At 69.6% G+C, this 24,394-nt stretch carries 22 protein-coding genes; 4 read left to right on the plus strand and 18 right to left on the minus strand.

Annotated elements, in window-relative coordinates:
* Nucleotides 1-23 precede the first annotated feature (23 nt).
* From RM445_RS00470 to RM445_RS00480, 3 genes are all read left to right on the plus strand, one after another.
* On the plus strand, nt 24-722 hold the full coding sequence (locus RM445_RS00470; protein WP_311553896.1) for a helix-turn-helix transcriptional regulator: 699 nt from the start codon (nt 24-26) through the stop codon (nt 720-722).
* A 164-nt stretch (nt 723-886) separates the two neighbouring features.
* Nucleotides 887-2,662, plus strand: coding sequence for a right-handed parallel beta-helix repeat-containing protein (locus tag RM445_RS00475; protein ID WP_311553897.1), 1,776 nt, complete (start codon nt 887-889; stop codon nt 2,660-2,662).
* A 23-nt stretch (nt 2,663-2,685) separates the two neighbouring features.
* Nucleotides 2,686-3,519: a mycofactocin-coupled SDR family oxidoreductase gene (locus tag RM445_RS00480; RefSeq protein WP_311553898.1), complete on the plus strand. Its 834-nt coding sequence runs from the start codon at nt 2,686-2,688 to the stop codon at nt 3,517-3,519.
* Here RM445_RS00480 and RM445_RS00485 read toward each other — a convergent pair whose 3' ends face one another.
* The 4 genes from RM445_RS00485 to RM445_RS00500 form a co-directional block, all read right to left on the minus strand.
* Nucleotides 3,520-4,521 carry a YihY/virulence factor BrkB family protein gene (locus RM445_RS00485; protein ID WP_311553899.1) on the minus strand — a complete coding sequence of 334 codons (1,002 nt, stop codon included), beginning with the start codon at nt 4,519-4,521 and terminating at the stop codon, nt 3,520-3,522.
* 731 nt (nt 4,522-5,252) lie between these two features.
* On the minus strand, nt 5,253-6,353 hold the full coding sequence (locus RM445_RS00490; RefSeq protein WP_311553900.1) for an aKG-HExxH-type peptide beta-hydroxylase: 1,101 nt from the start codon (nt 6,351-6,353) through the stop codon (nt 5,253-5,255).
* Nucleotides 6,334-7,440, minus strand: a complete 1,107-nt coding sequence (locus RM445_RS00495) for a hypothetical protein (protein WP_311553901.1) — start codon at nt 7,438-7,440, stop codon at nt 6,334-6,336. Before RM445_RS00495 ends, RM445_RS00490 begins: the two co-directional genes overlap by 20 nt.
* Nucleotides 7,441-7,499: 59 nt before the next feature.
* Nucleotides 7,500-8,291: a FadR/GntR family transcriptional regulator gene (locus tag RM445_RS00500; RefSeq protein ID WP_311553902.1), complete on the minus strand. Its 792-nt coding sequence runs from the start codon at nt 8,289-8,291 to the stop codon at nt 7,500-7,502.
* Between the two features lie 210 nt (nt 8,292-8,501).
* Between RM445_RS00500 and RM445_RS00505 the strand changes: the two genes are divergently transcribed.
* Nucleotides 8,502-8,789 carry a hypothetical protein gene (locus RM445_RS00505; protein ID WP_311553903.1) on the plus strand — a complete coding sequence of 96 codons (288 nt, stop codon included), beginning with the start codon at nt 8,502-8,504 and terminating at the stop codon, nt 8,787-8,789.
* A gap of 177 nt (nt 8,790-8,966) precedes the next feature.
* Here the strand turns inward: RM445_RS00505 and RM445_RS00510 are convergent, their stop codons facing one another.
* From RM445_RS00510 to ftsH, 14 genes are all read right to left on the minus strand, one after another.
* Nucleotides 8,967-11,516: an ATP-dependent Clp protease ATP-binding subunit gene (locus RM445_RS00510; RefSeq protein ID WP_311553904.1), complete on the minus strand. Its 2,550-nt coding sequence runs from the start codon at nt 11,514-11,516 to the stop codon at nt 8,967-8,969.
* A 186-nt stretch (nt 11,517-11,702) separates the two neighbouring features.
* Entirely contained in the window at nt 11,703-12,443 is a 741-nt protein-coding gene (locus tag RM445_RS00515; RefSeq protein ID WP_397469208.1) for a siderophore-interacting protein, read from the minus strand.
* Nucleotides 12,444-12,594: 151 nt separating this feature from the next.
* Entirely contained in the window at nt 12,595-12,963 is a 369-nt protein-coding gene (locus tag RM445_RS00520) for a histone-like nucleoid-structuring protein Lsr2 (protein ID WP_311554374.1), read from the minus strand.
* A gap of 185 nt (nt 12,964-13,148) precedes the next feature.
* A complete protein-coding gene (gene lysS, locus RM445_RS00525) occupies nt 13,149-14,573 on the minus strand; it encodes a lysine--tRNA ligase (protein ID WP_397469209.1) in 1,425 nt (474 codons plus the stop codon).
* 102 nt (nt 14,574-14,675) lie between these two features.
* Nucleotides 14,676-15,506 (minus strand): type III pantothenate kinase, encoded by an 831-nt coding sequence (locus RM445_RS00530; protein WP_311553907.1) that lies wholly within the window; start codon nt 15,504-15,506, stop codon nt 14,676-14,678.
* Nucleotides 15,506-16,387 carry a pantoate--beta-alanine ligase gene (gene panC, locus RM445_RS00535; protein WP_311553908.1) on the minus strand — a complete coding sequence of 294 codons (882 nt, stop codon included), beginning with the start codon at nt 16,385-16,387 and terminating at the stop codon, nt 15,506-15,508. Before panC ends, RM445_RS00530 begins: the two co-directional genes overlap by 1 nt.
* Nucleotides 16,388-16,391: 4 nt before the next feature.
* A complete protein-coding gene (locus tag RM445_RS00540) occupies nt 16,392-17,291 on the minus strand; it encodes a Rossmann-like and DUF2520 domain-containing protein (RefSeq protein WP_311553909.1) in 900 nt (299 codons plus the stop codon).
* 57 nt (nt 17,292-17,348) lie between these two features.
* Nucleotides 17,349-18,617: a PrsW family intramembrane metalloprotease gene (locus tag RM445_RS00545; protein ID WP_311553910.1), complete on the minus strand. Its 1,269-nt coding sequence runs from the start codon at nt 18,615-18,617 to the stop codon at nt 17,349-17,351.
* 184 nt (nt 18,618-18,801) lie between these two features.
* Entirely contained in the window at nt 18,802-19,287 is a 486-nt protein-coding gene (locus RM445_RS00550) for a DUF3180 domain-containing protein (protein WP_311553911.1), read from the minus strand.
* On the minus strand, nt 19,284-19,781 hold the full coding sequence (gene folK, locus RM445_RS00555) for a 2-amino-4-hydroxy-6-hydroxymethyldihydropteridine diphosphokinase (protein ID WP_311553912.1): 498 nt from the start codon (nt 19,779-19,781) through the stop codon (nt 19,284-19,286). Before folK ends, RM445_RS00550 begins: the two co-directional genes overlap by 4 nt.
* 94 nt (nt 19,782-19,875) lie before the next feature.
* Nucleotides 19,876-20,268, minus strand: coding sequence for a dihydroneopterin aldolase (folB, locus tag RM445_RS00560; protein WP_311553913.1), 393 nt, complete (start codon nt 20,266-20,268; stop codon nt 19,876-19,878).
* The gene (folP, locus tag RM445_RS00565; RefSeq protein ID WP_449619171.1) at nt 20,265-21,098 is read right to left on the minus strand and encodes a dihydropteroate synthase; all 834 of its coding nucleotides are present in this window, start codon (nt 21,096-21,098) and stop codon (nt 20,265-20,267) included. Before folP ends, folB begins: the two co-directional genes overlap by 4 nt.
* A 56-nt stretch (nt 21,099-21,154) precedes the next feature.
* Nucleotides 21,155-21,724: a GTP cyclohydrolase I FolE gene (gene folE / locus RM445_RS00570; RefSeq protein ID WP_311553914.1), complete on the minus strand. Its 570-nt coding sequence runs from the start codon at nt 21,722-21,724 to the stop codon at nt 21,155-21,157.
* 98 nt (nt 21,725-21,822) lie between these two features.
* On the minus strand, nt 21,823-24,204 hold the full coding sequence (gene ftsH / locus RM445_RS00575) for an ATP-dependent zinc metalloprotease FtsH (RefSeq protein ID WP_311553915.1): 2,382 nt from the start codon (nt 24,202-24,204) through the stop codon (nt 21,823-21,825).
* Between the last annotated feature and the right edge of the window lie 190 nt (nt 24,205-24,394).

Here is a 24,394-nt window from a genome sequence, read left to right on the forward strand (position 1 = left end):
GATTCTCCTGCATTCTCGGCGACATGAACCGGACCGAGCGGCTGTACGCGATCGCCGAGGAGCTGCGCAGTGCGGGACCGGCCGGGCGGACGTCGACCTGGCTCGCGCAACGGCTTGAGGTCTCGGTCCGCACCGTGAAGCGCGACGTCGACGCCCTCCTGCAGGCGGGCGTCCCGATCTGGGCGCAGGCGGGTCGCGGCGGGGGCTACGTCCTGGGCGCAGCCGGGACCTTGCCCCCGCTGAACGTCACCGCGGCCGAGGCGGCAGCCATCGCTGTCGCCCTCGCCGCCCTTCCCGCGATTCCGTTCGCCGCCGACGCGCGCTCGGCGCTGTCGAAGGTGCTCGCCGCCATGCCGGACGCCGAGCGCGAGCGGGCGGAGGTCGTCGCCGGCCGCCTGTGGCTGCGAACCCCGGAGCAACCAGCGCGCCCCGCCGTCGCCCGTGTGCTGGACGAGGCCGTGCGGCAGCAGCGGGTGGTCGTGCTCCGGTACACGAACTCCGCGGGTGCGCACACCGCACGCGCCGTCGAGCCGGTCGCCCTCGCGGCGACGCGCGGCCACTGGTTCCTGCTCGCCTGGTGCCGCCTCCGCCGCGCCCCGCGGTGGTTCCGGACGGACCGAATCAGCGCCGCCCACCTGACCGGGGAGGACGCACCCGCGCACGACGCCTCGACGCTGTTCGGGACCCCGCCGCCGGACGCCCACCCGGTCCGCCTGCGCTGACTTCCACCGAAAAGAGTGACGCCCTTTCGTCAATTGTGGCGATCCGCCCACGATCGGGCGACAACAGCGGTAACGGGACCAGGAGCAATGACGACCCGTCTCGGAGCGTTCTGCAAGGGGGCATCGCCGTGGGTCGCATTCTTTCCGTCGTCGCCATTCTGTTGGTGAGTTCGTTCGCATTTCCCGGCATCGCCGCGGCCGCGCAACCGGCGGCGCCGCGGCCGGTCACCACGGCCGAGTGCTCACCGGTGAGCTCCGGCGGCGACCAGCTCTGCTCGAAGGGTTCCGGCACGGTGCGGCTCGTGGAGACGCCCGGCGCGGCGTCCTTCCAGCGGCTCGAGCTCACGCTCGTCCGCGAGCTCCGGCAGGCCGGGAAGGTCGTGTTCCGCAGCGACGAGCAGCACCAGGAGCTCGACCTGACGAAGGCGAACAACTTCACGCGGACGGCCGCCGCGCTCGTCGCGGGCGACCGGACGTGCACGTTCGACGAGAGCACGGTGCTCACGGGCAACACGGTGCGGCGTCAGGTGTCGAACCTGGTGTGCGCACCCACCCCGACCGGTTCGCCCATGTCGGCCGCGGTCCCGAGCGCGGCACGCTCGGCGGCGCCGGCCGCCGCTGCGGCGGCGTTGACCGACTACGGCGACTACAGCGCCACCAACAAGGCGCCGAACGGCCTGGCCACGCCGATCCGCTACGGCACGACCGGCAAGGGCACCGGTTGCACGGTCACGACCACGGCGAACCCGCAGACGGCCGTCAACAGCGCCTCCGCCGGCGCGGTGATCTGTGTCGCCGCCGGGAGCTACCCCACGACGACGCTCACGGTGAGCAAGGCCGTGACCGTCCGGGCCAGCGGGGTCGTCACGCTCAAGAACATCGTGATCACCGGCTCGAACGCGGTCGTCGACGGCTTCAACGTCGTCGGCGGCACGCTCGGCAACCCCAACTACGCCATCAAGTTCAGCGGCACCGGTCACAAGATCACCAATAACCTGGTGCGGGGCCGCGGGATCACCTACGGGATCGGCTGCGAGCAGAGCGCGGGCTGCGGGACCAACGTCCTGATCGCGGGCAACACCATCACGGGCGTGCACAACTTCGGCGTCTACCTGTGGGGCGGCGACCGCATCACCGTCGAGAAGAACAACGTCTTCGACCTGTTCCAGTCCACCGACGCCGACGCCGACGACGTCGACGCCATGCGCGCCTGGGGCACCAACCACATCGTGCGGAACAACTACTTCCACGACATCAACGCGAAGAAGAGCGCCGGCTCGCCGCACAGCGACTGTTTCCAGACGTACCAGGCCGGCAGCAGCCCGCGGCTGTCCAGCAACATCCTCATCGAGAACAACTACTGCGTGCGCGTCACCGGCCAATGCGTGATTCTCCAGAACGACCTGCGCAACGCCGCCGAGCTGAAGACCTACGTCATCCGCGGGAACGTCTGCGAGACCTACGGCTGGCAGAGCATCGAGATCACCGGCGTCCCGGACGTCACGATGGACAACAACTACGTCGCCGGGGTGCAGACGACCGTGCTCAACTTCGCGAACGGCGGGGGCGGCAACCGGAAATCGACCAACTACAAGGTCCGCAACACCGTGCTGGTGCGGGGGACCGCCGGAACGCGCTACTTCGACGGCGCCGGGACGCCGAACAACACCGACAACACGGCCAACCGGACGTTCGTCGACCCGAAGATCAAGACGTCGTACGACGGCTTCATCAGCCCGGCCACGCAGTCCTACGGACCGGTCAGGGACACCGACTTCAACCGGTTCTACCGCGACAGCGTGCTCGGGGCGGCCCCGTCGGTGACGAACGCGGGTTCCCCGCCGAACAGCACCGGGCTGACCACGGACGTCGACGGGGCGCCGCGGGTCCAGGGGATCCCGGCCGCCCGGATCGACGTCGGGCCGTTCGAGCTGGGCTGACGCCCGGCGGGCAGAATGGCCCGATGCCCCGGTTCACCGACAAGGTCGCCGTGATCACCGGCGCCGCGCGCGGGCAGGGCCGCAGCCACGCCGTCCGGCTCGCGACCGAGGGCGCGGACGTCATCGCCCTCGACATCTGCCACGACATCGACTCGGTCGCCTACGACCTCGCCACCCCCGCCGACCTGCAGGAGACCGCGCGGCTGGTCGCCGAGCAGGGCAGGCGGGTGGTCACGGCACAGGTCGACGTCCGCGACGCCGACGCGACGGTGAAGGCGGTCGCCGACGGCGCGGGGCAGCTCGGCGGGATCGACATCGTCCTCGCCAACGCCGGCATCGGGATCATGAGCGACGCCGACCCCCGGCGCGCCTTCCGCGACCAGCTCGACGTCAACCTCGTCGGCGTCTGGAACACCGTGCAGGCCGCCGCGCCGCTGTTGATCGAGCAGAAGCGCGGCGGGGCCGTCGTGCTCACCAGCTCGGCCTTCGGGCTCACCGGACGCGGGGGCGACGGCACGGGAGGCAGCGACGGCTACGTCGCGAGCAAGCACGGCGTCGTCGGGCTGATGCGCACCTTCGCCACCTGGCTCGCCCCGCACGGCATCCGCGTCAACTGCGTGAACCCGACGGGCGTCGCCACGCGCATGGTGCTCAACCCCGCTGTCGAGGCGCTCTTCGGCGGCGGCTCCGAGCCGTCGGCGGAGCCCAAGCCGGTCGACGACGTGGCGAACCTGTTCGACGTGCCGCTGGTCCAGGTCGACGACGTCACCGCGGCCGTGGCGTTCCTGGCCTCCGACGAGGCCCGCTACATCACCGGGGTCGCGCTGCCGGTCGACGCCGGGATGCTGGTGCGCTGATCAGCGAGCCGGCGAGCCGGGCTGCTCGTCGAGGTGGTCCGGGATGCCGTCGTCGTCGCTGTCGTCGAGGAGCGGGTCCGCCCCGCCCGCCCGGACCGCTTCGAGCTGCGCGGCGAGCGCGAGGCCGGCCAGCAGCGCGACGCCCGTGACGTTCGCCCACAGGAGAAGCGCCATCACGGCGGTCAGGGGGCCGTAGGTCTCGCCGAAGTTGCCCGCGCTGACGACGTAGAGCCCGAGCAGGCCCGATCCTGCGAGCCAGAGCAGCACCGTTACGGTCGCCCCGACCGCCAGCCACGACAACCCCGGCTGCCGGCGCCGCGGGGCGTGGCGGAACAGCACGGTGACGGCGACGACGAGCGCGGCGAGCCCGATGGGCCAGCGGACGACGTCGAACACGCCCTCGGCGGCGTCGCCCCAGTGGTAGACCTGCTCGACCGCATCCCCGAAGGGCTCGCCCGCCACGATCAGCAACAGGCCGACCGCGAGCGCGGAGCCGGCGGTCAGGGTCAGGACGGCGGCGCGGGCGTACTTCCGGAGGGCGGGCCGGTCGCGGTCGGTGCCGTAGATCCGGTTCGCGCCCCGCTCGAGCTGGGCGAAGGCCGAGGTCGCCGCCAGGAACGCGGTACCGAGCCCCAGCGCCACGACGAGCTCGCCCTGCTCACTGCCCTCGTCCGAGCCGCCCTCGACGACCTGGGACACCAGGGCGTCGCTGCTCCCGGGCGACAGCGCGACGACGGTCCGGGCGACGACCTCGGCGAACGACTCGACACCCAGCGCCGCGGACAGCCCCGCTCCGGCGATGACCAGCGGGACGGTGGCCAGCGCGAGCTGCAGCCCGAAGGCCCGGGCGTGGCTGAACCCGTCGCCGTAGCGGAAGCGCAGGAAGCCGGCGGCGAGCAGGTGCCCGAGCCCGTAGCGCCGGACGGTGTGCCAGGCGTCGTCCGCGGAGAGCTGCTCGCCGGACATGAGCTCGGTCTCCGGGACGACGCGGACCGAGCTCATACCTCGAGGCTATCCCCGAAGGGAACTCGAACTACGCAGCAGGTTAGCGTCGATTGGACGAATAGTCGTCGGCGACGCGCGCAAGCCGCTGTGCCAGCTCCGGCTGTCGGCAAGATGTCGTACCTGTAACCGGCCGGTCGATGTGGAACCAATTGACGCGGTACGAGACGCTCAGTACCGCGTCTACGGCATCCAGCTCACTTGACTCGTCGATCACTTCAGCCTCGATTCCTTATGCCTAAGCAGGGAACCACAGTCCGGTCTTAAGGTCCAGAGACGACAAGATCAGCCGTCCACCTCATCCGAGCGCGCAAACTCCACGTCGACCACAGAGTCAGGCTCTGCGGTAGGCCGGACGTAGATCGTGCTACCTTCAACCGGTCGATCAGGCGGGAACCAAACCACCTTATACGACGTGGTGCGCACACTTTTCGGCTGTCCGGCAGCACGGGACATGAAGTTTGAGACCCCTCGAGGCGGCGTTCTGGGCAGATGAAACCCGCCCGCTCGTACCGCGGACTGGCAATGAGCCTAACGAAGCCGCCGCCTAAAAGCTCCGATCTTATTCAGACGGACCTTCCGCTGAGACGAACGGTCACAGAGCGGTTCCTGCGATAAAGAAAACAGCGTTACAGACCTCCTCGCGCTTCCAATGACCACTCGGCCTACCAGGTGGGCCGCTCGGCACCAGGAAGGCAACCTCACCCTACCTGACGCGTCTCGCCCATAGCCTAAGCCTCGTCCACGGACACCCAGTATAGGTCGATGGAGCCGTTCATTTGTGCCGTCAGCGTCCATCCGCAACAGCGGCGCACGACAGTCTGCGCACTCTCGGCCATCATAGACCTGTTGCACTCGTCCACTCGTCCTAATGTTGTTGCTGCAGCTAAAGCTTCCACGAATGCACGTCCGTCCGGACCCAAAAACTGCTTCTGCTCAAGTAGCCAACTTGCCAACTCAAGCGCCCGCGACTCGGCGTGCGGAAGGAGCGAGAAGTCCGTTAGGCCGACAATCCCTGAACCACCGGCAGACTGGAAGAACGTAGCCATACATGTATATGCGTGGAATGCAGCTACGCATTGCTCCAACGGCCAACCCGGTGCGGTCCGAGGCGCCCACGACGACTTAAAAGCGGGCGCAACATGGAAGTCCTCGCCAAACACCGAGCACGTGACACCGAGATCAAAAAACTTCTGGTGTGCACCCTCGTGCACCAATGCTTCGGCAACCTCTATTGCCGAGGCAGGCTGCGGAACGATGATCACTCCCGGGTACTCGCGAACAGAAGCCGATCCGAGTTGCTCCGCACCCGCGGTCCCCATGATCGTGAATAGAGCAACATGTGGCATCAAGTCGTCAGCCAGCTCTGGACATAGCTTGACAGCTAGCTCAAGGCCATCGATCACCGTACGAGCTGCGCCGTTGAAGGCCGGATCATCGTTCAGCATCAGCTGAATACTCGTCGCACTGGCACCATTGCGACTGAGCTCGGACTCGATGCGCCGAACAACCGGCTCGAGAGGAGCGCGAGCCTGCACATCACCTGCCACCGCTATCCGCGCAGCAGTGCTGGTGAAGCTCAGTGCATTAGACGTCAACCGCGAAAGAGGAACAAGCGCTTCCGGCCGATAACGGCGTACGTCGACAGCCACCTCGCCGAGGTGCGCACGCACGATAGGGCTGTCGATTAGGTCGACTGTGATGTCACCTTCGTGCCGCCCACTCACCAACTCGAGGATGGCTGAGTACACCGCTCGTCGACGAACAACGAGGGCGTCCGCGGTACCGAAGGCCGCGTGTATGGCTTGAAGTTCAGTCGGTGCATGCAGCATCGGGCGACTCCGCCGAGGTCGTAGGTCGGTACAGTAGCGTCACGTTATGCCCAGACAACATCCACGAATCCACCGGTACCTCGATCTGGTCCTTCAAGGGCTGCCACCTGTTCATCGGCAAACCCGCCCCCTTGACGGTGCTCAGAAGCACGAGATGAACGAGGTCCTGTCCAGGTCTGGCGAGACGACTGATGTCGAACGTTACCGACCGAACGAAGCAAGGATGCGGTGGCGACCACATTAAATAGCCGAGATCAAATGACTCAACGCTTGAGGCACGCACTGTCAAAGTCTCAACCGATTTGACGACGTGGTCTTCGTCGGCAAGGTCATGGAGGTCCAGCTGCACCATCCGCAGGTTCTTACGATCAATGTAGTCAGGAAGCCTAAGAAACTGGTCGTAGTATCGGAATACCACTTCCTCCCCGCGCTGAGCCCTCGGTTCGACGACGTGCCGGCGGCCTGCCGCGTCGACGTAAGTGACCCCTACTCGCAACGACTCCTGCAACGCAGGAATGAAGTCTTCAAGATTCTCCTCCTCCACCAGCCACACCTCATACAACGGGTACGTTCGCTCAGTCAACACCAGGCTAGCGATCTCACGATCCGACGTTGCGAATATCACAAGCTTATGACTGTTACGAACTCCGGAGTATTCGTGCGTCCAGGTGAAATAGTTAATGCACTCCGTATCAGTCACGCTCTCGATTTTGAGATGCACAGAGGTGCGGCGACTGACTACGGTATCCCCGCCGAATAAGTCGCGCCCGGGACCTCCCAGCAAAGCAGTGATGATCTCTTGGTATCCATGTCTATTGCCGAGTGTCTTTGATAGGAGTGAGTCGAGGACCACCCGCGGTGCCATAGCCTGGATCATCGATGGACCCGAGATCGAAATCAGCTGCCTACGCAGAGCGACCACTAGCCTCGCCCGGAGAGAGTGCGCGATCGCTAGAAGGAGCACCAGACCCCCGGCCCAACCGGCCGTGGCGGCTATTACGCGAAGCAGAAGGGGTACCTCATCCCGACCCAGCGCGACCGAGATGATCAGTAGCACAGCGGCGCCCAGCCAGAGGACGAACGCCATACACCCCACCCCATCGCCGGACCCCGGCGACTACACCACCACACGATCGGGGTGAATTGCTATAGGCCAACACTCCGATTGGGCCATTCGGGCTCGCCGTCGGCGCCGCTGTCAGTCGAGTCCAACGGTTCGCCACTGATCTCGGGGAGCCCGTCGTAGAGACGGTGCAGGTGCCCGTTCATCGCCGCTCGAGCACCGCTCGGGTCGTGGTTGCGCAGGAACCGGACGACCTTCGTGTGCTCCCGACCCGAGCGGAGCGGCACCCCTGGTTCCCTGTAGCTGCGGAAGCGCCACTCAGTGAGCTCACCGACGACCTGCTGATAGTTTTCGAACAGAAGCGCGTTCCCACTCGCACGCACGATCGCCTCGTGAAAGGCGATGTCAGTACGCAGCAACTCCTCAGGGGCGTCCGCGGCATCGAGATGCTCGGCGTTGTACTTCGCGATCTCATCGATCTCGCCGTCCGTGGCACGGACGGCGGCGAGGCTTGCGGCCAGCGCCTCCAAACCGATGCGGACCTCGAACAGGTCAGCCACCGGGTAACGCTTGACGAGGAGGCCAGCCGATCCATCGGACTCGGCCACAGGTGCTCGTCGCCTGACATACCACCCGACCCCACGCTTGACCTCAACAACGCCGTGCGCTTCGAGCCGCTGGAGTGCGGTGCGTACAGAACTTCGGGCCACCCGCATGTTGCGGGCGAGTTCGGACTCGTTGGGGAGTTTCGCACCCGGCTTGAACATCCCGCTGTCGACGAGGCTGCGTAGCTTCTCAGCGATCGCGTCCGGTAGAGGTCGTCCCGCACCGAGCCGGAGCTCGTAGCGCGGATCGATCTCGTCCTCCTGGTCCATTCGCAGTACCTCTCGTCCGGCCCCACCGAGTGCCGTCGTGGTCGTCTGCGGGCGCCGCGGGCGCGGCGACCGGTCAACAGTAGGAGCCAGACGGAAGTCCGTCAACTTTCGAACCTGCCTGTAGTCTGACTACATTCTTTGCTGACAGACATCCGATGTCTGGTTACTCTTGGGTTGCCTCACTCGGCTCGCTTACTGGGGAGGGTCCGGATGTCCAGCACGTTCTTCATCACTCTCGTCGTCGCCCTCGTTGCGGTCTTCTGCTGGAGAGTGGTTGTGATGGTTGCGATCGCCGTCCTCCTCGCCTTCGTCCTCACCGGCATCAGCACCGTCTCGGGTGCTTTAGCCGGTCAGCAGGGCGATCGCCCGGTCGTCGTCGCTCCAGGGGCTCCAGGCGCGCCCATCCAACAACCCGGCGGACCTGCCCCGGATCCTGGCAGTCAGGACGACGGCCCGAACGGCGAGCCGCGAGTCCAGGAACAGGACCCTCCGCGGTGAGCAAGAGGCGCCTAGTTGTCCGACCGCTGCCTCAGGCATAGCCGATGCTTTGCCGCCGCTGACGCAGATACTGGAGAGGTCAGACAGGTCGGCAACGACGAACGGCCCGCCCGGTTGCCCGGGCGGGCCGTTCGTGTGTCCTGCGCCGAAGCGCGGGGCTGGGACTACGAGGCTAGCTCACTCGCCGTCGGCACCCGCCATGTCCATCGGCGGGGAGTCCGGGACCACGACGGCCGGCTTCGGCTCACCGCGGAAGGTGAACTTGGCCTTGTCGTCTGCGGCCCGCGAGCCCTCGGGGGCGTCCGGGTTCACACCCTCGACGTCCACGATCACGATCTGACCGCCCTCGATCTCGCCGAAGAGGATCTTCTCCGAGAGCTGGTCCTCGATCTCGCGCTGGATCGTCCGGCGCAGCGGCCGGGCACCCAGCACGGGGTCGAACCCGCGCTTCGCGAGCAGCGACTTCGCCGCCGGCGTCAGCTCGATGGCCATGTCCTTGTTGGCCAGCTGCGCCTCCACCCGCGTGATCATGAGGTCGACCATCGTGATGATCTGCTCCTCCGTCAGCTGGTGGAACACCACGATGTCGTCGATGCGGTTCAGGAACTCCGGGCGGAAGTGCTTCTTCAGCTCGTCGTTGACCTTGGCCTTCATCCGCTCATAGTTCGACTTCTCGTCGTTGCCCTTGGTGAAGCCCAGCCCCACGGCCTTGCTGATGTCCTGCGTGCCGAGGTTCGAGGTGAAGATGATGACGGTGTTCTTGAAGTCGACCGTCCGGCCCTGACCGTCGGTCAGGCGACCGTCTTCCAGCACCTGCAGGAGGGTGTTGTAGATCTCCTGGTGCGCCTTCTCGATCTCGTCGAACAGGACCACCGAGAACGGCTTGCGCCGCACCTTCTCGGTGAGCTGGCCGCCCTCCTCGTAGCCCACGTACCCGGGAGGGGCACCGAAGAGCCGCGAGGCGGTGTAGCGGTCGTGGAACTCGCCCATGTCGATCTGGATGAGTGCGTCGTCCTCGCCGAACAGGAAGTTCGCCAGCGCCTTCGACAGCTCGGTCTTACCGACACCGGACGGGCCGGCGAAGATGAACGAGCCCGACGGGCGCTTGGGGTCCTTCAGACCGGCACGCGTACGGCGGATCGCCTGCGAGACGGACTTGACCGCCTCTTCCTGGCCGATGATCCGCTTGTGCAGCTCGTCCTCCATGCGGAGCAGACGGGTGGTCTCCTCCTCGGTGAGCTTGAACACGGGGATGCCGGTCCAGTTCGCGAGGACCTCGGCGATCTGCTCGTCGTCGACCTCCGCGACGACGTCCAGGTCGCCCGACTTCCACTGCTTCTCGCGCTCCGACTTCTGCCCGAGCAGCTGCTTCTCCGAGTCGCGCAGGTGCGCGGCCCGCTCGAAGTCCTGCGCGTCGATCGCCGACTCCTTGTCGCGACGCACGTTCGCGATCTTCTCGTCGAACTCGCGCAGGTCCGGCGGCGCCGTCATCCGACGGATGCGCATCCGGGCGCCGGCCTCGTCGATCAGGTCGATCGCCTTGTCCGGCAGGAAGCGGTCGGAGATGTAGCGGTCGGCCAGCGTGGCCGCGGCGACCAGCGCCGGGTCCGTGATCGTGACCCGGTGGTGGGCCTCGTACCGATCGCGCAGACCCTTGAGGATCTCGATGGTGTGCGCGACGCTCGGCTCGCCCACCTGGATCGGCTGGAAGCGACGCTCCAGGGCCGGGTCCTTCTCGACGTACTTGCGGTACTCGTCGAGCGTGGTGGCACCGATCGTCTGCAGCTCGCCACGGGCCAGCATCGGCTTGAGGATGCTCGCGGCGTCGATCGCGCCCTCGGCGGCACCCGCACCCACGAGGGTGTGGATCTCGTCGATGAACAGGATGATGTCGCCGCGGGTGCGGATCTCCTTGAGCACCTTCTTGAGGCGCTCTTCGAAGTCGCCGCGGTAGCGGGAGCCCGCGACCAGCGATCCCAGGTCCAGCGTGTAGAGCTGCTTGTCCTTGAGCGTCTCGGGCACCTCGCCCTTGACGATGCCCTGGGCCAGGCCCTCGACGACGGCGGTCTTGCCGACGCCGGGCTCGCCGATCAGGACGGGGTTGTTCTTGGTCCTCCGGGAGAGGACCTGCATGACCCGCTCGATCTCCTTCTCCCGGCCGATGACCGGGTCCAGCTTGCCCTCACGGGCCGACTGGGTGAGGTTGCGACCGAACTGGTCGAGCACCAGCGACGACGACGGGGTGCCCTCGCCGCGACCGCCCGAGCTGCCCTCGGCCGGCTCCTTGCCCTGGTAGCCCGACAGCAGCTGGAGGACCTGCTGGCGGACACGGTTGAGGTCGGCACCCAGCTTGACCAGGACCTGCGCGGCGACGCCTTCGCCCTCGCGGATCAGACCCAGCAGGATGTGCTCGGTGCCGATGTAGTTGTGGCCGAGCTGGAGTGCCTCGCGCAGCGACAGCTCCAGGACCTTCTTGGCCCGCGGCGTGAACGGGATGTGCCCGCTCGGCGCCTGCTGACCCTGGCCGATGATCTCCTCGACCTGCTGACGGACGCCCTCCAGGGCGATCCCGAGGGACTCCAGGGCCTTGGCGGCCACTCCCTCGCCCTCGTGGATGAGGCCAAGGAGGATGTGCTCGGTGCCGATGTAGTTGTGGTTGAGCATCCGGGCCTCTTCTTGGGCCAGGACGACAACACGCCTTGCTCGGTCGGTGAACCTCTCGAACATTCGCACTCCTTGCCTGCTGCGCCACACTCCGGCGCGCGTCTGCACCGCGGACGCCCGGTGACACCCATGGTATCGGCCCGGACCGACAGTCCGCGTCTAGTGCGCGCACCGTGAAGAACTGTTCACGAACAACGCGTGTTCGGCACCCCCGATTCCCGGGTACCCTGCCGCCCCCGTCGTACCCCTCTAGGCCGTCGCCGTCCGCTCGGCCGCCTTGAAGACCCGGAAGCCCTCCTCGTCGTCGCCGCGCCGCCAGTAGCCCGACACCGACAGGTCGTCGCGGGGGACGCCGCGCGCATCGAGCAGGTGCCGACGCAACGCGCGCACGACCCCAGCCTCGCCGTGGACGAACGCATGCACGCGGCCGGCCGGGAACTCGGCTGCGGCCAGCGCCTCGAGGAGCTGCTCGGGCCGAGCGGCGTCGCGGTGGCACCAGCGCAGGTCCAGCCGACCGGGTGTGGTCAGCTCCTGCTCGTCCGCGGGCCCGTCGACCTCGACGAGCGTGAGCACCGGCACCCCGGCCGGCACGCGCTCGAGCGCCGCCCCGATGGCGGGCAGCGCGCTCTCGTCACCCACCAGCAGGTGCCAGTCGGCCGTGGGGTCCGGGGAGTAGGCGCCGCCCGGACCGAGCAGCAGCAGCGGATCGCCGGGGCGCGCCGCGGCCGCCCACGGCCCGGCGAGCCCCGTGTCGCCGTGGTGGACGAAGTCGATCGTCAGCTCGCCCGCGGCGGCGTCGAAAGCACGCACGGTGTAGGTGCGCAGCGCGGGCCACTCCTCACGGGGATGCGCGGCGCGCACCGCGTCCATGTCGAACGGCTCGGGGTACACGACTCCCGGACGCGGAAAGAGGATCTTGACGTAGCGGTCGGTGTAGTCGGTGTCGGGGAAGGCGGCGAGCTCGTCGCCACCTGCGATGACACGGATCATGTGCGGGGTCAGCCGCTCGGTGCGCCGCACCTGAAGCGCTGTCGTCCTTCTCGGCACGAGGTCTCCTGGCACTCGGGGGGAGTTAGGACACCCTTACCACGAGAGAGGGGGCCGCCCCAGAGGCCCCGCCCCCCTCTTCCACGAAAAGCTCTCAGTTCTCCTTGTGGTAGGCCTCGAGCACCTCGGCCGGGATCCGGCCACGGTCGGAGACCTTCATGCCGCGCTTTCGCGCCCAGTCGCGGATCGCCTGGTTCTGCTCCCGGTCGATCGCCGGACGCCCCTTCGGGGCCGCACCCGCACCACCACTCGCCGTTCCGGTGCCGGCACTGCTGCCACGCCGGCGGCCACCCGCACGGCGGGCCGCCGAGACGAAGTCGGCGAGCGCATCGCGCAGCCGACCCGCATTGTCCTTCGACAGGTCGATCTCGTAGGTCTTGCCGTCGATTCCGAACTCGACAGTCTCGTCCGCCGCCTCGCCGTCGATGTCGTCGACGAGCCGGACCTCACGGATCTGCGCCACCGCCGCAGCCCTTCTTTCTTCTGTTGAAAACGTGTGCCCGTGCACGGCGCGAGTACCGCACCGCATACGAGAAACAATAACCCGAATGCGGATGCGATGTCGAGCAGCACTACCTTCGTTACCACTATGGGTGTTGTACACCACCGGCAGTAACTCTCGGAGCGCCAAGACTTTTTATTGTCCCGTCACTCGTTCCGCACGAGCGGGTACAGAATGGTCTCCCGGATGCCCAGCCCGGTCAGCGCCATCAGCAGCCGGTCGATCCCCATGCCCATCCCGCCCGTGGGCGGCATTCCGTACTCCATGGCGCGGAGGAAGTCTTCGTCGAGCTGCATCGCCTCGGGGTCGCCGGCTGCGGCCAGCAGCGACTGCGCATGCAAACGGTCGCGCTGCTCGACGGGGTCGACGAGCTCGGAATACCCGGTGGCCAGTTCGGTGCCGAAGACGACGAGGTCCCACGACTCGGCCAGGCGCGGATCGGTACGGTGCGCGCGGGTCAGCGGGCGCGTCTCCACCGGGTAGTCGCGCACGAAGGTGGGCGCAATGAGGGTGTGCTCCACGAGCTTCTCGAACAGTTCCAGAACGATCTGCCCGGCGCTCCACGACTCCTCGATCTCGACGTCGAACTCCGCGGCGAGCTTGCGGAGGTCTTCCACCGAGGTGTCGACCGTCACCTCCCGATCGACCGCTTCCGCGACTGCGCCGTGCAACGTCACGTGCCGCCATTGCCCGCCGAGATCGTGCTCCGACCCGTCAGCGTGACGCACGACATCGGAACCGAACACCGCCCGTACACTTTCGATCACCAGATCGTGAGTGAGCTCCGCGATGTCGTCATAGGTGCCGTATGCCTGATACGCCTCGAGCATCGCGAACTCCGGCGAGTGCGTCGAGTCGATCCCTTCGTTGCGGAAGTTGCGGTTGATCTCGAAAACGCGCTCGATGCCGCCGACCACGGTGCGCTTGAGGAACAGCTCCGGCGCGATCCGCAGGTACAGATCGGTGTCGAGAGCGTTCGCGTGCGTCTTGAAGGGCCGCGCAGTCGCGCCCCCGTGCTGCAACTGCAACATCGGCGTCTCGACCTCGACGAAATCGCGGTCGTGCAGGATCGACCGCAGGGTCCGGACGACCTGGGCGCGGGTACGCACCATGTCGCGTGCCTGTGGCCGGACGATCAGGTCGACGTAGCGCTGACGGACGCGCGTCTCCTCGTTCAGCCCGCGGTGCGCCACCGGCAGCGGTCGCATCGCCTTGCTGGCCATCGCCCAGCGGTCGGCCATGACCGACAGCTCCCCGCGCTTGCTGGTGATCACCTCGCCCTCGACGAACACGTGGTCGCCCAGGTCCACCTCGGCCTTCCAGCGGGCCAGTTCCTCCGGGCCCACGCCGGCGAGGCTCACCATCGCCTGCAACTCGGTGCCGTCGCCCTCGCGGAGCGTCGCGAAGCACAGCTTGCCGGTGTTCCGCTGGAAGATCACCCGACCGGTGACGCCGACCCGGTCGCCCGTGGAGGTGTCCGGCGGCAGGTCGGGATGGGCGTCGCGGACCTCGCGCAGCGTGTGCGTCCGCGGCACGGCGACGGGGTAGGGATCGTGGCCCGCGGCGAGCATGTCGGCCCGCTTGGCCCGCCGGACCCGTATCTGCTCCGGAAGACCGGAGTCCTCCTGTGCGGGGTCGGGGCTGGCGGGCGGCTCGGTGCTCACGTTCCCAGGTTAATGAGGGTGCGTGGAGCGCCGTGTGGGCAGGTCGGGTCGGGAACCTCCGGGGTTGCGCAGGTACGTGAGCCGCAGCCCGAGCAGGGTGAGATCCGGTACGTACGTGGTGATCGTCTCCGACTCCCCCGCCATGAGCGGCGCGAGCCCGCCCGTGCCCATGACCGTCACCGGACCGGCGTCGAGCTCGGCGAGGATCCGCCGCACCAGCCCGTCGACCTGCCCGGCGAAGCCGTAGAGCACCCCCGACTGCAGGCACTCCACCGTGTTCTTTCCGATCACCGAGCGCGGCGGCACCAGCTCGACCGTGCGGAGCGCGGCTGCGCGAGCCGCAAGCGCTTCCATGGAGATCTCGATACCCGGGGCGAGCACACCGCCGAGGAACTCGCCGCGCTCGGAGACGACGTCGATGTTGGTCGACGTGCCGAAGTCGACGACGATGCAGGCCGTGCCGCACAGCTGGTGGGCGGCCAGGGTGTTCACCACCCGGTCCGCGCCGACCTCGCGCGGGTTGTCGACCAGCAACGGGACGCCGGTGCGCACGCCCGGGCCGACCACCACGCTGGGCAGGTCCGTGCGCCGGTCGAGCAGCAGCCGCAGCTCACGCAGCAGGCTCGGCACCGTCGACAGTGCGGCGATCGCGCTGACCTGCGGGGCGTACTGGCCGAGCAGGGCGCGGACGGCGACGTCCAGCTCGTCGGCGGTCATCCTCGGGTCGGTGCGCATGCGCCAGTCGCGGATCAGCGGTGGACGCGCGACCGAGACCGAGGTCGTGTCGGCGTAGAGCCCCAGTGCGATCTGGGTGTTTCCGATGTCGACGCAGAGGAGCACTAGAGGAACACCGCGATGTTGTCGATGAGCCGCGTGGTACCCAGTCGGGCGGCGACGAGCAGGCGGGCGCGGCCGGCCTGCGGGTCGCGGCCCAGGTCGGGATCGCGCAGCTCCAGGTAGTCGACGTCGATCTCCGGCTCGGTGTCCAGCACCGCACGCGCGGTCGAGAGAACCGCCTCGGGCCCCCGCGCCGACACCGCCGCACCGGCGGCGAGGGCACGCTGCAACGTCGCGGCGACGAGCCGCTGCTCGGCCGAGAGGTAGGCGTTGCGCGAGGAGAGCGCCAGCCCGTCCGGCTCCCGGACCGTCGGCACACCGACCGCGGCGAGCGGATAGTTCAGGTCGGCGACCATCTTCGTGACCAGCACCAGCTGCTGGTAGTCCTTCTCGCCGAAGAACGCGACATCCGGTGCGACGATGTGGAACAGCTTCGCGACCACGGTCAGCACGCCGGCGAAGTGGCCGGGCCGCACCGCCCCTTCCAGCTCAGCCCCGAGCGGGCCGGGGTCGACCGTCGTGGTGGTCGCCCCTGCGGGATACATGTCGTCCACACCGGGCGCGAAGCCCAGTTCGACGCCCTCGTCGCGGCAGATCTGCAGGTCCGCCTCCAGCGGGCGCGGGTAGCGGGCCAGATCCTCGGTCGGGCCGAACTGCAGGGGGTTGACGAAGATCGACACTGCGACGACCCCGGCGCCGGGCATGCGCCGCGCGTGCCGGATCAGCTCGCGGTGGCCCTCGTGCAGCGCACCCATCGTCGGGACGAGCGCGATGCGTCGGCCGGCCGACCGCAGCGCGCGGGTCACCGGGCTGATCGCGGCCGGGCTCGTGTGCACCGTGAGCTCACCCGGCGTGTAGCCGCCGCGGGTTCGTGCGGTGGTCACCACGTCAGGCCTCCTTCTCCTCGTCGAGCGTGGCACGCACCTCGTCGGCGGCATGCGCGGGCAGCAGGCCCGCGCGCTCGGCCCGGCGGGCGGTCCGGGCGGCCAGAACCCGGTAGGTCGCGGCCAGGTCGGGGTCGACGGCGCCGAGCTCCCGCAGGTGGGTGCGGACGGTACCGGAATCACCGCGGGCGACCGGTCCGGTGAGCGCGCGGTCGCCGTGCCGGAGCGCGTTGTCCAGCGCGGCCGACAGCAGCGGGGCGACGAGCCGCTCCGCGGGATGGACACCGGCCCGCTCCAGGACGTCGACGCAGTCGCGCACCAGCGTGATGAGGTGGTTCGCGCCGTGGGCGAGGGCCGCGTGGTAGAGCGGGCGGACGGACTCGGGCACACGGACCGGTTCGGCGCCCATCTCGACGACGAGGGCCTCCCCGACGCTCCACGCGGCTTCGTGACCGGCCGTCGCGGTAACGGCGACGCTCGCACCGGCGAGCCGGGCGACGTCCTCGACCCGGCCCGTAAAGGTCATCACGGGGTGCAGGGCCAGCGGCAGCACGCCGTGGACGACGGCGGGGTCGAGCACGGCGACCCCCTGCGCACCGGAGGTGTGCACGACGATCTGGCCGGGCCGGAAGCACCCGGCGGCCGCGAGGCCGCGCACGAGACCCGGAAGGACGTCGTCGGGGACGGCGAGCAGGACGAGGTCCGCATCGGTGGCCGCCTCGTCCGGCGGCACGAGCGGGACCCCGGGCAGCAGTGTCTCGGCGCGGTTGACCGATGCCCGCGAGACGCCGGAGGCGGCGACGACGCGGTGGCCCGCGGCGGCCAGTGCGGCGCCCACGACCGCTCCGACCCGCCCTGCGGAGACCACGCCGACGGCGAGCCGTGCGGGACGGCCTGCACTCATCCGTTCCACTCCTCGCCCCGACTCGACCCGATGCGGCGCCCAGGGTAGACGCGGCCGTCAGCGGGGCGGCGGGCCCCAGCCGGGCGGCGGCGACGGGTCCGGTCGCCAGCCGGGCGGGTGCGGAGCCGCCGGGGCCCAGCCCGAGGGCGGCGGGCGCAGCCAGGCCGCGGTCAGCGCCGCCGGCTGCCCCATCGCCCGCGCCCGCGCGACGGTGAGCATGTCCAACCTCTCGTTGTGCAGGTCCCAGGCGCGCGCGCCGACCGCCCCGCGGCTCATCCGCGCACGCAGGAACGCGAGCTCGGTGACCGCCCTCTGATACTCGGTGACGGCCTTCGCGGCCTCCTTGCCCGAGCGCTGCCGCACCGCGCGCCGCCAGCGGCTGCGTCCCGCCAGCGTCGACAACAGCGCCACCTCGCTGGGCGCGATCCAGCCCGCCATCGCGAAACCCGGCAGCTGGGCGGCGACCGTCCGCTGCTCCCGACGGCGCTGCCAGAGGACGAGCCCGACCATGGCGAGGAACAGCGGCGCCATGATGAAGAGGTAGACGCCGAGGAACGCGCCACCGTCGCCCACCGTCGCCGAGCCGTTCCAGAGTGCGTGCAGCAGCACCGCGAATCCGTAGCCCACCAGCACGTACAGCACCCGCGCCACCGGCGAGCGGCTCGTCGCGGCGAGCCCGCAGCCGATGCCGGTCATGGACGTGAAGAGCGGGTGCGCGAAGGGCGAGAGGATCCCTCGCAGGATGAGCACCGCGAGGACCCCGCCGCCCTGCCCCACCAGTGCGTCGTCCTCGGCGAAGGCGCGGCCCATGTAGAGCACGTTCTCGGTGAAGGCGAACCCCGCGGCGACGAGGCCCGCGTAGACGACGCCGTCGACGATCCCGTCGAACTCGCGGCGCCGGAAGATCAGCAGGCCGACGACGAACGCGCCCTTGACCCCCTCCTCCACGATCGGCGCGATGATCGTGGCCCCGAGGACGTCCCCGCTGCCCTGCCCGAGCACCTCGTCGACGATCAGGACCGCGCTGCTGTTGATGAGCAGCGCGCTCAGCGCCGCGACACAGGCTCCCCAGAGGAAGGCGAACAACAGCGTGCGGGGCGGCTCGGGCTCCCAGCGGTCCACCCACAGGAAGGCCCAGACGACCGGGCCCACCGGCACCAGCGCGCAGACCGCGCCGACGAGTACCGCTCCCACCCCGATGGAGCTGCTGACCAGCCCGAGCACGACGAGCCCGCAGACGCCGAACACGACCAGCCCGACGACGGTGCCGAGCACCGCCCGCCGCTGGCGGCCGGGAGTGGGCAGGTGAGGGGACGCGACCGCCATGGACGGGGAGCCTACGGGCGCAACCCGACGGTCGCGCGTGACCCGCACCGCCGCCCCGCCCCGCCCACCCGCGAGTCCGTGTGTTCGTCAGCGCGAGTCCGCAACTTCATCAGCGCGAGTCCGCGACTTCGTCCGCGCGAGCTCGCAACTTCATCCGCGCGAATGTCCGGTTGCCGCAGCTGGCCTACGCCCGCCGCCTCCGGTCGTCCGCGTCCTCCGGACCCTCCGGGTCGTCCGGCGTGCGGCAGCAGTGCTGCAGCCACAGACCGCCGCCGACCAGCACCAGCGCGCCGACCACGCCGAGCGCAGCGGCCGTGGTGTCGCCCGCGGCGGCGGCGACGTCGCCGCTGCGCGGGGCGACGTAGGCGAGCAGCCCCGCCCACACCCCGGTCATGACCGCTCCCGCCAACGCGGACGCTCGCGCCACCAGCACCGCCCGCGCCGCGACCAGCGGTTGCACTGGGCGCGCGCCCGACCGGTCGCGGATGCGCGACCGGAGAGCGCTTCCGCCGATCGCCTCGGCCAGGCCCAGCACGGCGAGGGGCAAGCCAGCCGACAGCGGGAACGCCGGCAGCGACCCGTAGGTCAGACGCACGAGCAGGTGCACGACGACGGCGACGACGAGCGCGGTCACCACGAGGTCCCGTGGCCGGATCGGCGTGACTGTCATGGCACCAGTGTGAGGTCGTCGCGCCGCCGCATGCCGGCTTCCGCGTCCGACCCCAGGGCCGCGAGCAGCGCCGCGACCGGGCCGTGGCCCGGCAGCACGGCGTCCGGGTCGATGTCGAGCCACGGCCGCAGCACCGTGGCGCGCTCAAGGGTGCCGGGATGCGGCAGGAGCAACTCGGGATCGGAACTGACGACTCCGTTGACGGTCACGACGTCGACGTCCAGGGTCCGCGGCCCCCACCGCACCTCGCGGACGCGCCCGGAAGCGTTTTCCAGCGCCTGCCCGCGGCGCAGCCAGCCCCACGCGTCCGTGCCCGGGTCGTCGACGATCAGTACGGCGTTGAGGAAGTCGTCCTGCTCGACGCCGCCCCATGGCGCGGTCTCGTAGACCGGCGACGCGGCGACGAGGGTGTCCGCGAGACCCGCGACGGCGGCACGCAGGTGCGCGATGCGGTCGCCGAGATTGGATCCGAGGGAGAGGACTGCGCGGGTCACCGGCGTCCCCAGACGTGACATTCGCGCACCAGTTCGTACCGACTCGCGCTGACAAAGTGACGGACTCGCGCTGATGAACGTGCCGACTCGCGGGTCATGCCGGGATGATGCGCCCGGTGGGCGGGATGCGGCTGCGGTGGACGACGACCGCGACGTCCGCGAACTCGAGCGGGATCGGGGCCTGCGGCTTGTGCAGGGTGACCTCCACCGCCTGCACCCGCCGGTCGGTGAGCACGTCGTCCGCGATGCGGACCGCCACGGTCTCGATCAGGTCGGCCGGTGGGCCGGCGACGATCGCGGCGGTCCGCTGTGCGAGCTCGCCGTAGTGCAGGGTGTCGGCGAGATCGTCCGACGCGGCGGCCGCCGCGAGGTCCAGCCACACGGTGACGTCGACGACGAAGTCCTGCCCGTCGCGGCGCTCGTGCTCGTACACGCCGTGGTGACCGCGGACCCGCAGGCCCCGCAGCGCGATGTGGTCGCCGGTCACGGCTCGGTCCGGGGTCGACCCAGAGCCGGCGCCGCCCCCAGGTGGATCGCCGCGGCCACCGCCACCGCATCCATGGACGACGCGACGTCGTGCACCCGGACACCCCACGCCCCGGCCGTCGCCACCAGCGCGGTGATCGCGGCCGTGGCCACCTCGCGGCCGTCGGGTGGGCGGGGTGCGTCGTCGTCGCCTGCCAGCAACTGGCCGAGGAACCGCTTGCGGGAGGCTCCGACCATCAGCGGGAAGCCGAGCGCCAGCAGCACGTCGAGGCGACGCAGGAGCGCCCAGTTGTGCGCGGCGGTCTTGGCGAACCCGAGGCCGGGGTCGAGCACGATCCGGCCGGGATCCACCCCGGCCAGCACCGCGGCGTCCACCCGCGCCACCAGCTCGGCCCGCACCTCCGCGAGCACGTCTTCGTACGCCGCGAGCGCGCCCATCCGGGCGCTGTGGCCGCGCCAGTGCATGAGGATCCACGGCACGCGGGCCTCCGCGACGACCCGCGCCATCGCCGCGTCGGCCAGACCGCCGGACACGTCGTTGACGACCGTCGCCCCCGCCTCGAGCACCGCCTCGGCGACCGCGGCACGGGTGGTGTCGATACTGACCGGCACGCCGTCCGCGACGAGGTCGCGGACCACCGGGAGCACGCGTCCCAGCTCCTCGGCGGTGTCGATCCGGCCTGCGCCCGGCCGCGTGGACTCGCCGCCGACGTCGACGAGGTCCGCCCCCGCCTCGCGCATCGCGATTCCGTGGGCGACGGCGTGGTCGAGGTCGAGGAAGCGGCCGCCGTCGGAGAAGGAGTCGGGCGTGACGTTCAGGATGCCCACCACGGCACACCGCCCGGGCCGGGGCACGTCCACACCGCCGCCGGCGGCCCGTGGACCGCTCACTGCCGGATCAGGGCCATGGCCTCGGCCCTCGACGAGGCCGAGGTCTGGAACAACCCGCGCACCGCGGAGGTGGTGGTGCGCGAACCGGGCTTGCGGATCCCGCGCATCGACATGCACAGGTGCTCGGCGTCGATCACCACGATCACGCCCTGCGGTTCCATCCTGCGCACCAGCGCGTCCGCGACCTGTGCGGTGATCCGCTCCTGCACCTGCGGACGCCGGGCGTACAGGTCGACCAACCGAGCGATCTTGCTCAACCCGGTGACCCGGCCGTTCCGGCCCGGGATGTAGCCCACGTGGGCGACACCGTTGAACGGGAGCAGATGGTGCTCGCACAGGCTCGACATCGGGATGTCGCGGACGAGCACCAGCTCTCGGTGGTTCTCGTCGAAGGTCTTGTCGAGCACCGCGTCCGGGTCGGCGTAGAGCCCCGCGAGGATCTCCGCGTACGCCCGCGCCACCCGCGCGGGCGTCTCGCGCAGCCCGTCGCGGTCGGGGTCTTCCCCGACCGCGAAGAGGAGCTCACGGATCGCCGCCTCAGCCCGAGGACGGTCGAGCTCCGGCACGATGCGTCCGTCGGCCAGAGCGACGGCCTGAGCTCCCCGGAGCGCCCGTCCGTCGCCGTCCGACGTGCTCTGGTCCGGCGTGCCCAGGTCCGGCGTACTCAGCTCCGGCCCCCGTCGTCCGCCGGCGGACGAGGAGTCCCGGACGGCGGAGTGTCCGTGCCCTCGGCGTCCGGCGTGCGGCCGTTCCCCGGCCACTGCTGTGGCGCAGGGGAGGCCGGCGGCGCCCAACCGGGGGGCGGCCACGACTGGCCCGACGGCGTGGTCGCGGGCCGCCAGTCCGGCGGTGCACCGTAGTTCGGCAGCACGGAGTTGGGCGGTTGCGGACCCGGCCCGCTGTTGGGCAGGCCATTGGGCTGCGCGGAACGCGGCTGGTCCGCACGGTGTGCGCCCGCGTAACCGCCCGGTCCGGCCGGGAAGCCGGGGCTGCCCGGGTAGCCACCGGGCGGGACGGGCTGCGGTCCGCCGTTCGGCCCCGGCGGGGTGACGCCGTTGCCCCCACCCGGGTACGAGCCGACAGGCGTGGGCTCGCGGGCGGGCTCGGTGTGCGGCGGCCAGGGCTCGCCGCGCTCGCGGGCACGCTCGGCGGGGGTCTTGATCGGCGGCTTGTCAGAGGGCGTCCGCTGACCGAAGTCGTTGAACGCGGTGATCCTCGGGCGCTTCTCCACCCGGTCGAAGATCCGCTCCAGGTCGATCCGGGTCAGCGTCTCCTTCTGCAGGAGCTCGAAGACCAGGTCGTCCAGGACGTCGCGGTAGGTGTTGAGGATCTCCCAGGCCTCGGTGTGCGCGGCCTCGATGAGCGCGCGCACCTCCTCGTCGATCTCGTGCGCGACCTCGAGGGAGTAGTCGGGCTGGTTGCCCATCGACCGCCCGAGGAACGGGTCGCCCTGCTCGCGGCCGTAGCGGACGGCGCCGAGCCGCGCGCTCATGCCGTACTCCGTGACCATGGCCCGAGCGATCTTCGTGGCCTGGTCGATATCGCTGGACGCGCCGGTGGTCGGCTCGTGGAAGACCAGCTCCTCCGCGCTGCGCCCGCCCATCGCGAACACCAGGCGCGCGATCATCTCCGAGCGGGTCATCAGACCCTTGTCGTCTTCGGGGACGACGAGCGCGTGCCCACCGGTGCGGCCCCGCGGCAGGATCGTGAGCTTGTAGACCGGCTCGAGGTCCGGCATCGCCCACGCGGCCAGCGCGTGCCCGCCCTCGTGGTAGGCGGTGATCTTCTTCTCCTGCTCGGAGATGATCTTCGACTTCCGCCGCGGCCCGCCGACCACGCGGTCCACCGACTCCTCGAGCGCGACACCGGTGATCAGCGTGCCGTTCTCGCGGGCGGTGAGCAGCGCCGCCTCGTTGATGACGTTGGCGAGGTCCGCACCGGACATGCCGACCGTCCGCTTCGCCATCTGCTCGAAGTCGACGTCCGGCGCGAACGGCTTGCCCTTGGAGTGCACCTTGAGAATTGCGCGGCGACCGGCGAGGTCCGGCGCGCCGACCGGGATCTGCCGGTCGAAGCGTCCCGGACGCAGCAGAGCCGGGTCCAGGATGTCGGGCCGGTTCGTGGCGGCGATGAGGATGACGTTGGTGCGGGCGTCGAACCCGTCCATCTCGACGAGCAACTGGTTCAGCGTCTGCTCGCGCTCGTCGTGCCCGCCGCCCAGACCGGCGCCGCGCTGGCGGCCGACCGCGTCGATCTCGTCGACGAAGATGATGCAGGGAGAGTTCTGCTTGGCCTGCTCGAACAGGTCGCGCACGCGCGAGGCGCCGACGCCGACGAACATCTCGACGAAGTCGGAACCCGAGATCGTGTAGAACGGCACGCCCGCCTCGCCGGCCACGGCACGGGCCAGCAGCGTCTTGCCGGTGCCGGGCGGGCCGTAGAGCAGCACGCCCTTCGGGATCTTCGCGCCCAGGGCCTGGTAGCGGCCCGGGTTCTGCAGGAAGTCCTTGATCTCGTACAGCTCTTCGACCGCCTCGTCCGCGCCCGCCACGTCGGCGAACGTCGTCTTCGGCATGTCCTTGTTGAGCTGCTTCGCGCGCGACTTGCCGAAGCTCATCACGCGGTTCCCGCCACCCTGGGCGTTGTTCATCATCCAGAACAGGATGAGCAGCACCAGGCCGAGCGGGATGAGGTAGATCAGCATCGTGACCAGGAACGACTCCTGGCGCACGGTGGTGTTGAACTCGGGCTTGTTCTGAGCCTGCTGCAGCGCCGTGAGGATCTGCGAGCTGGAGTCGAGGGGGTACTGCGTGATGATCTGCGTGCTGCCGTCGACAGGCTGGTTCAATGTCAGCCGGAGGCGCTGTTCCTTGTCTTCGATCAGCGCCTCGCGGACGTTCCCACTCTCGATCTGCGTGAGCGCGACCGAGGTGGGCTCCTGCTTGAAGCCGCGCGTGTCGTCGAACAGCACGCTGAACGTGAAGTAGACCAGGATCGCGGCGAGGATCCAGATCAGTGGGTTGCGGAGCAGGCGCTTGCGGTCCATGCAGCTTCGGCCTCGGTCGGCCTACCTCCCTGACGAGATCCTCCGGGGGTGTCCCACCGGAGTACGGCGAACTGCCCCGATCCCACCAGGGTAGCGGTCGCGACGCCCGGTTGCGCCGCCGCTGTGCAGAACGCGGGGGCACAGCGGCGCGGCCCGGACTCTCGGAGCGTCCGATCGGTCAACGCCCGGT

Source organism: Pseudonocardia charpentierae, assembly GCF_031845345.1.
Lineage (GTDB): Bacteria > Actinomycetota > Actinomycetes > Mycobacteriales > Pseudonocardiaceae > Pseudonocardia > Pseudonocardia charpentierae.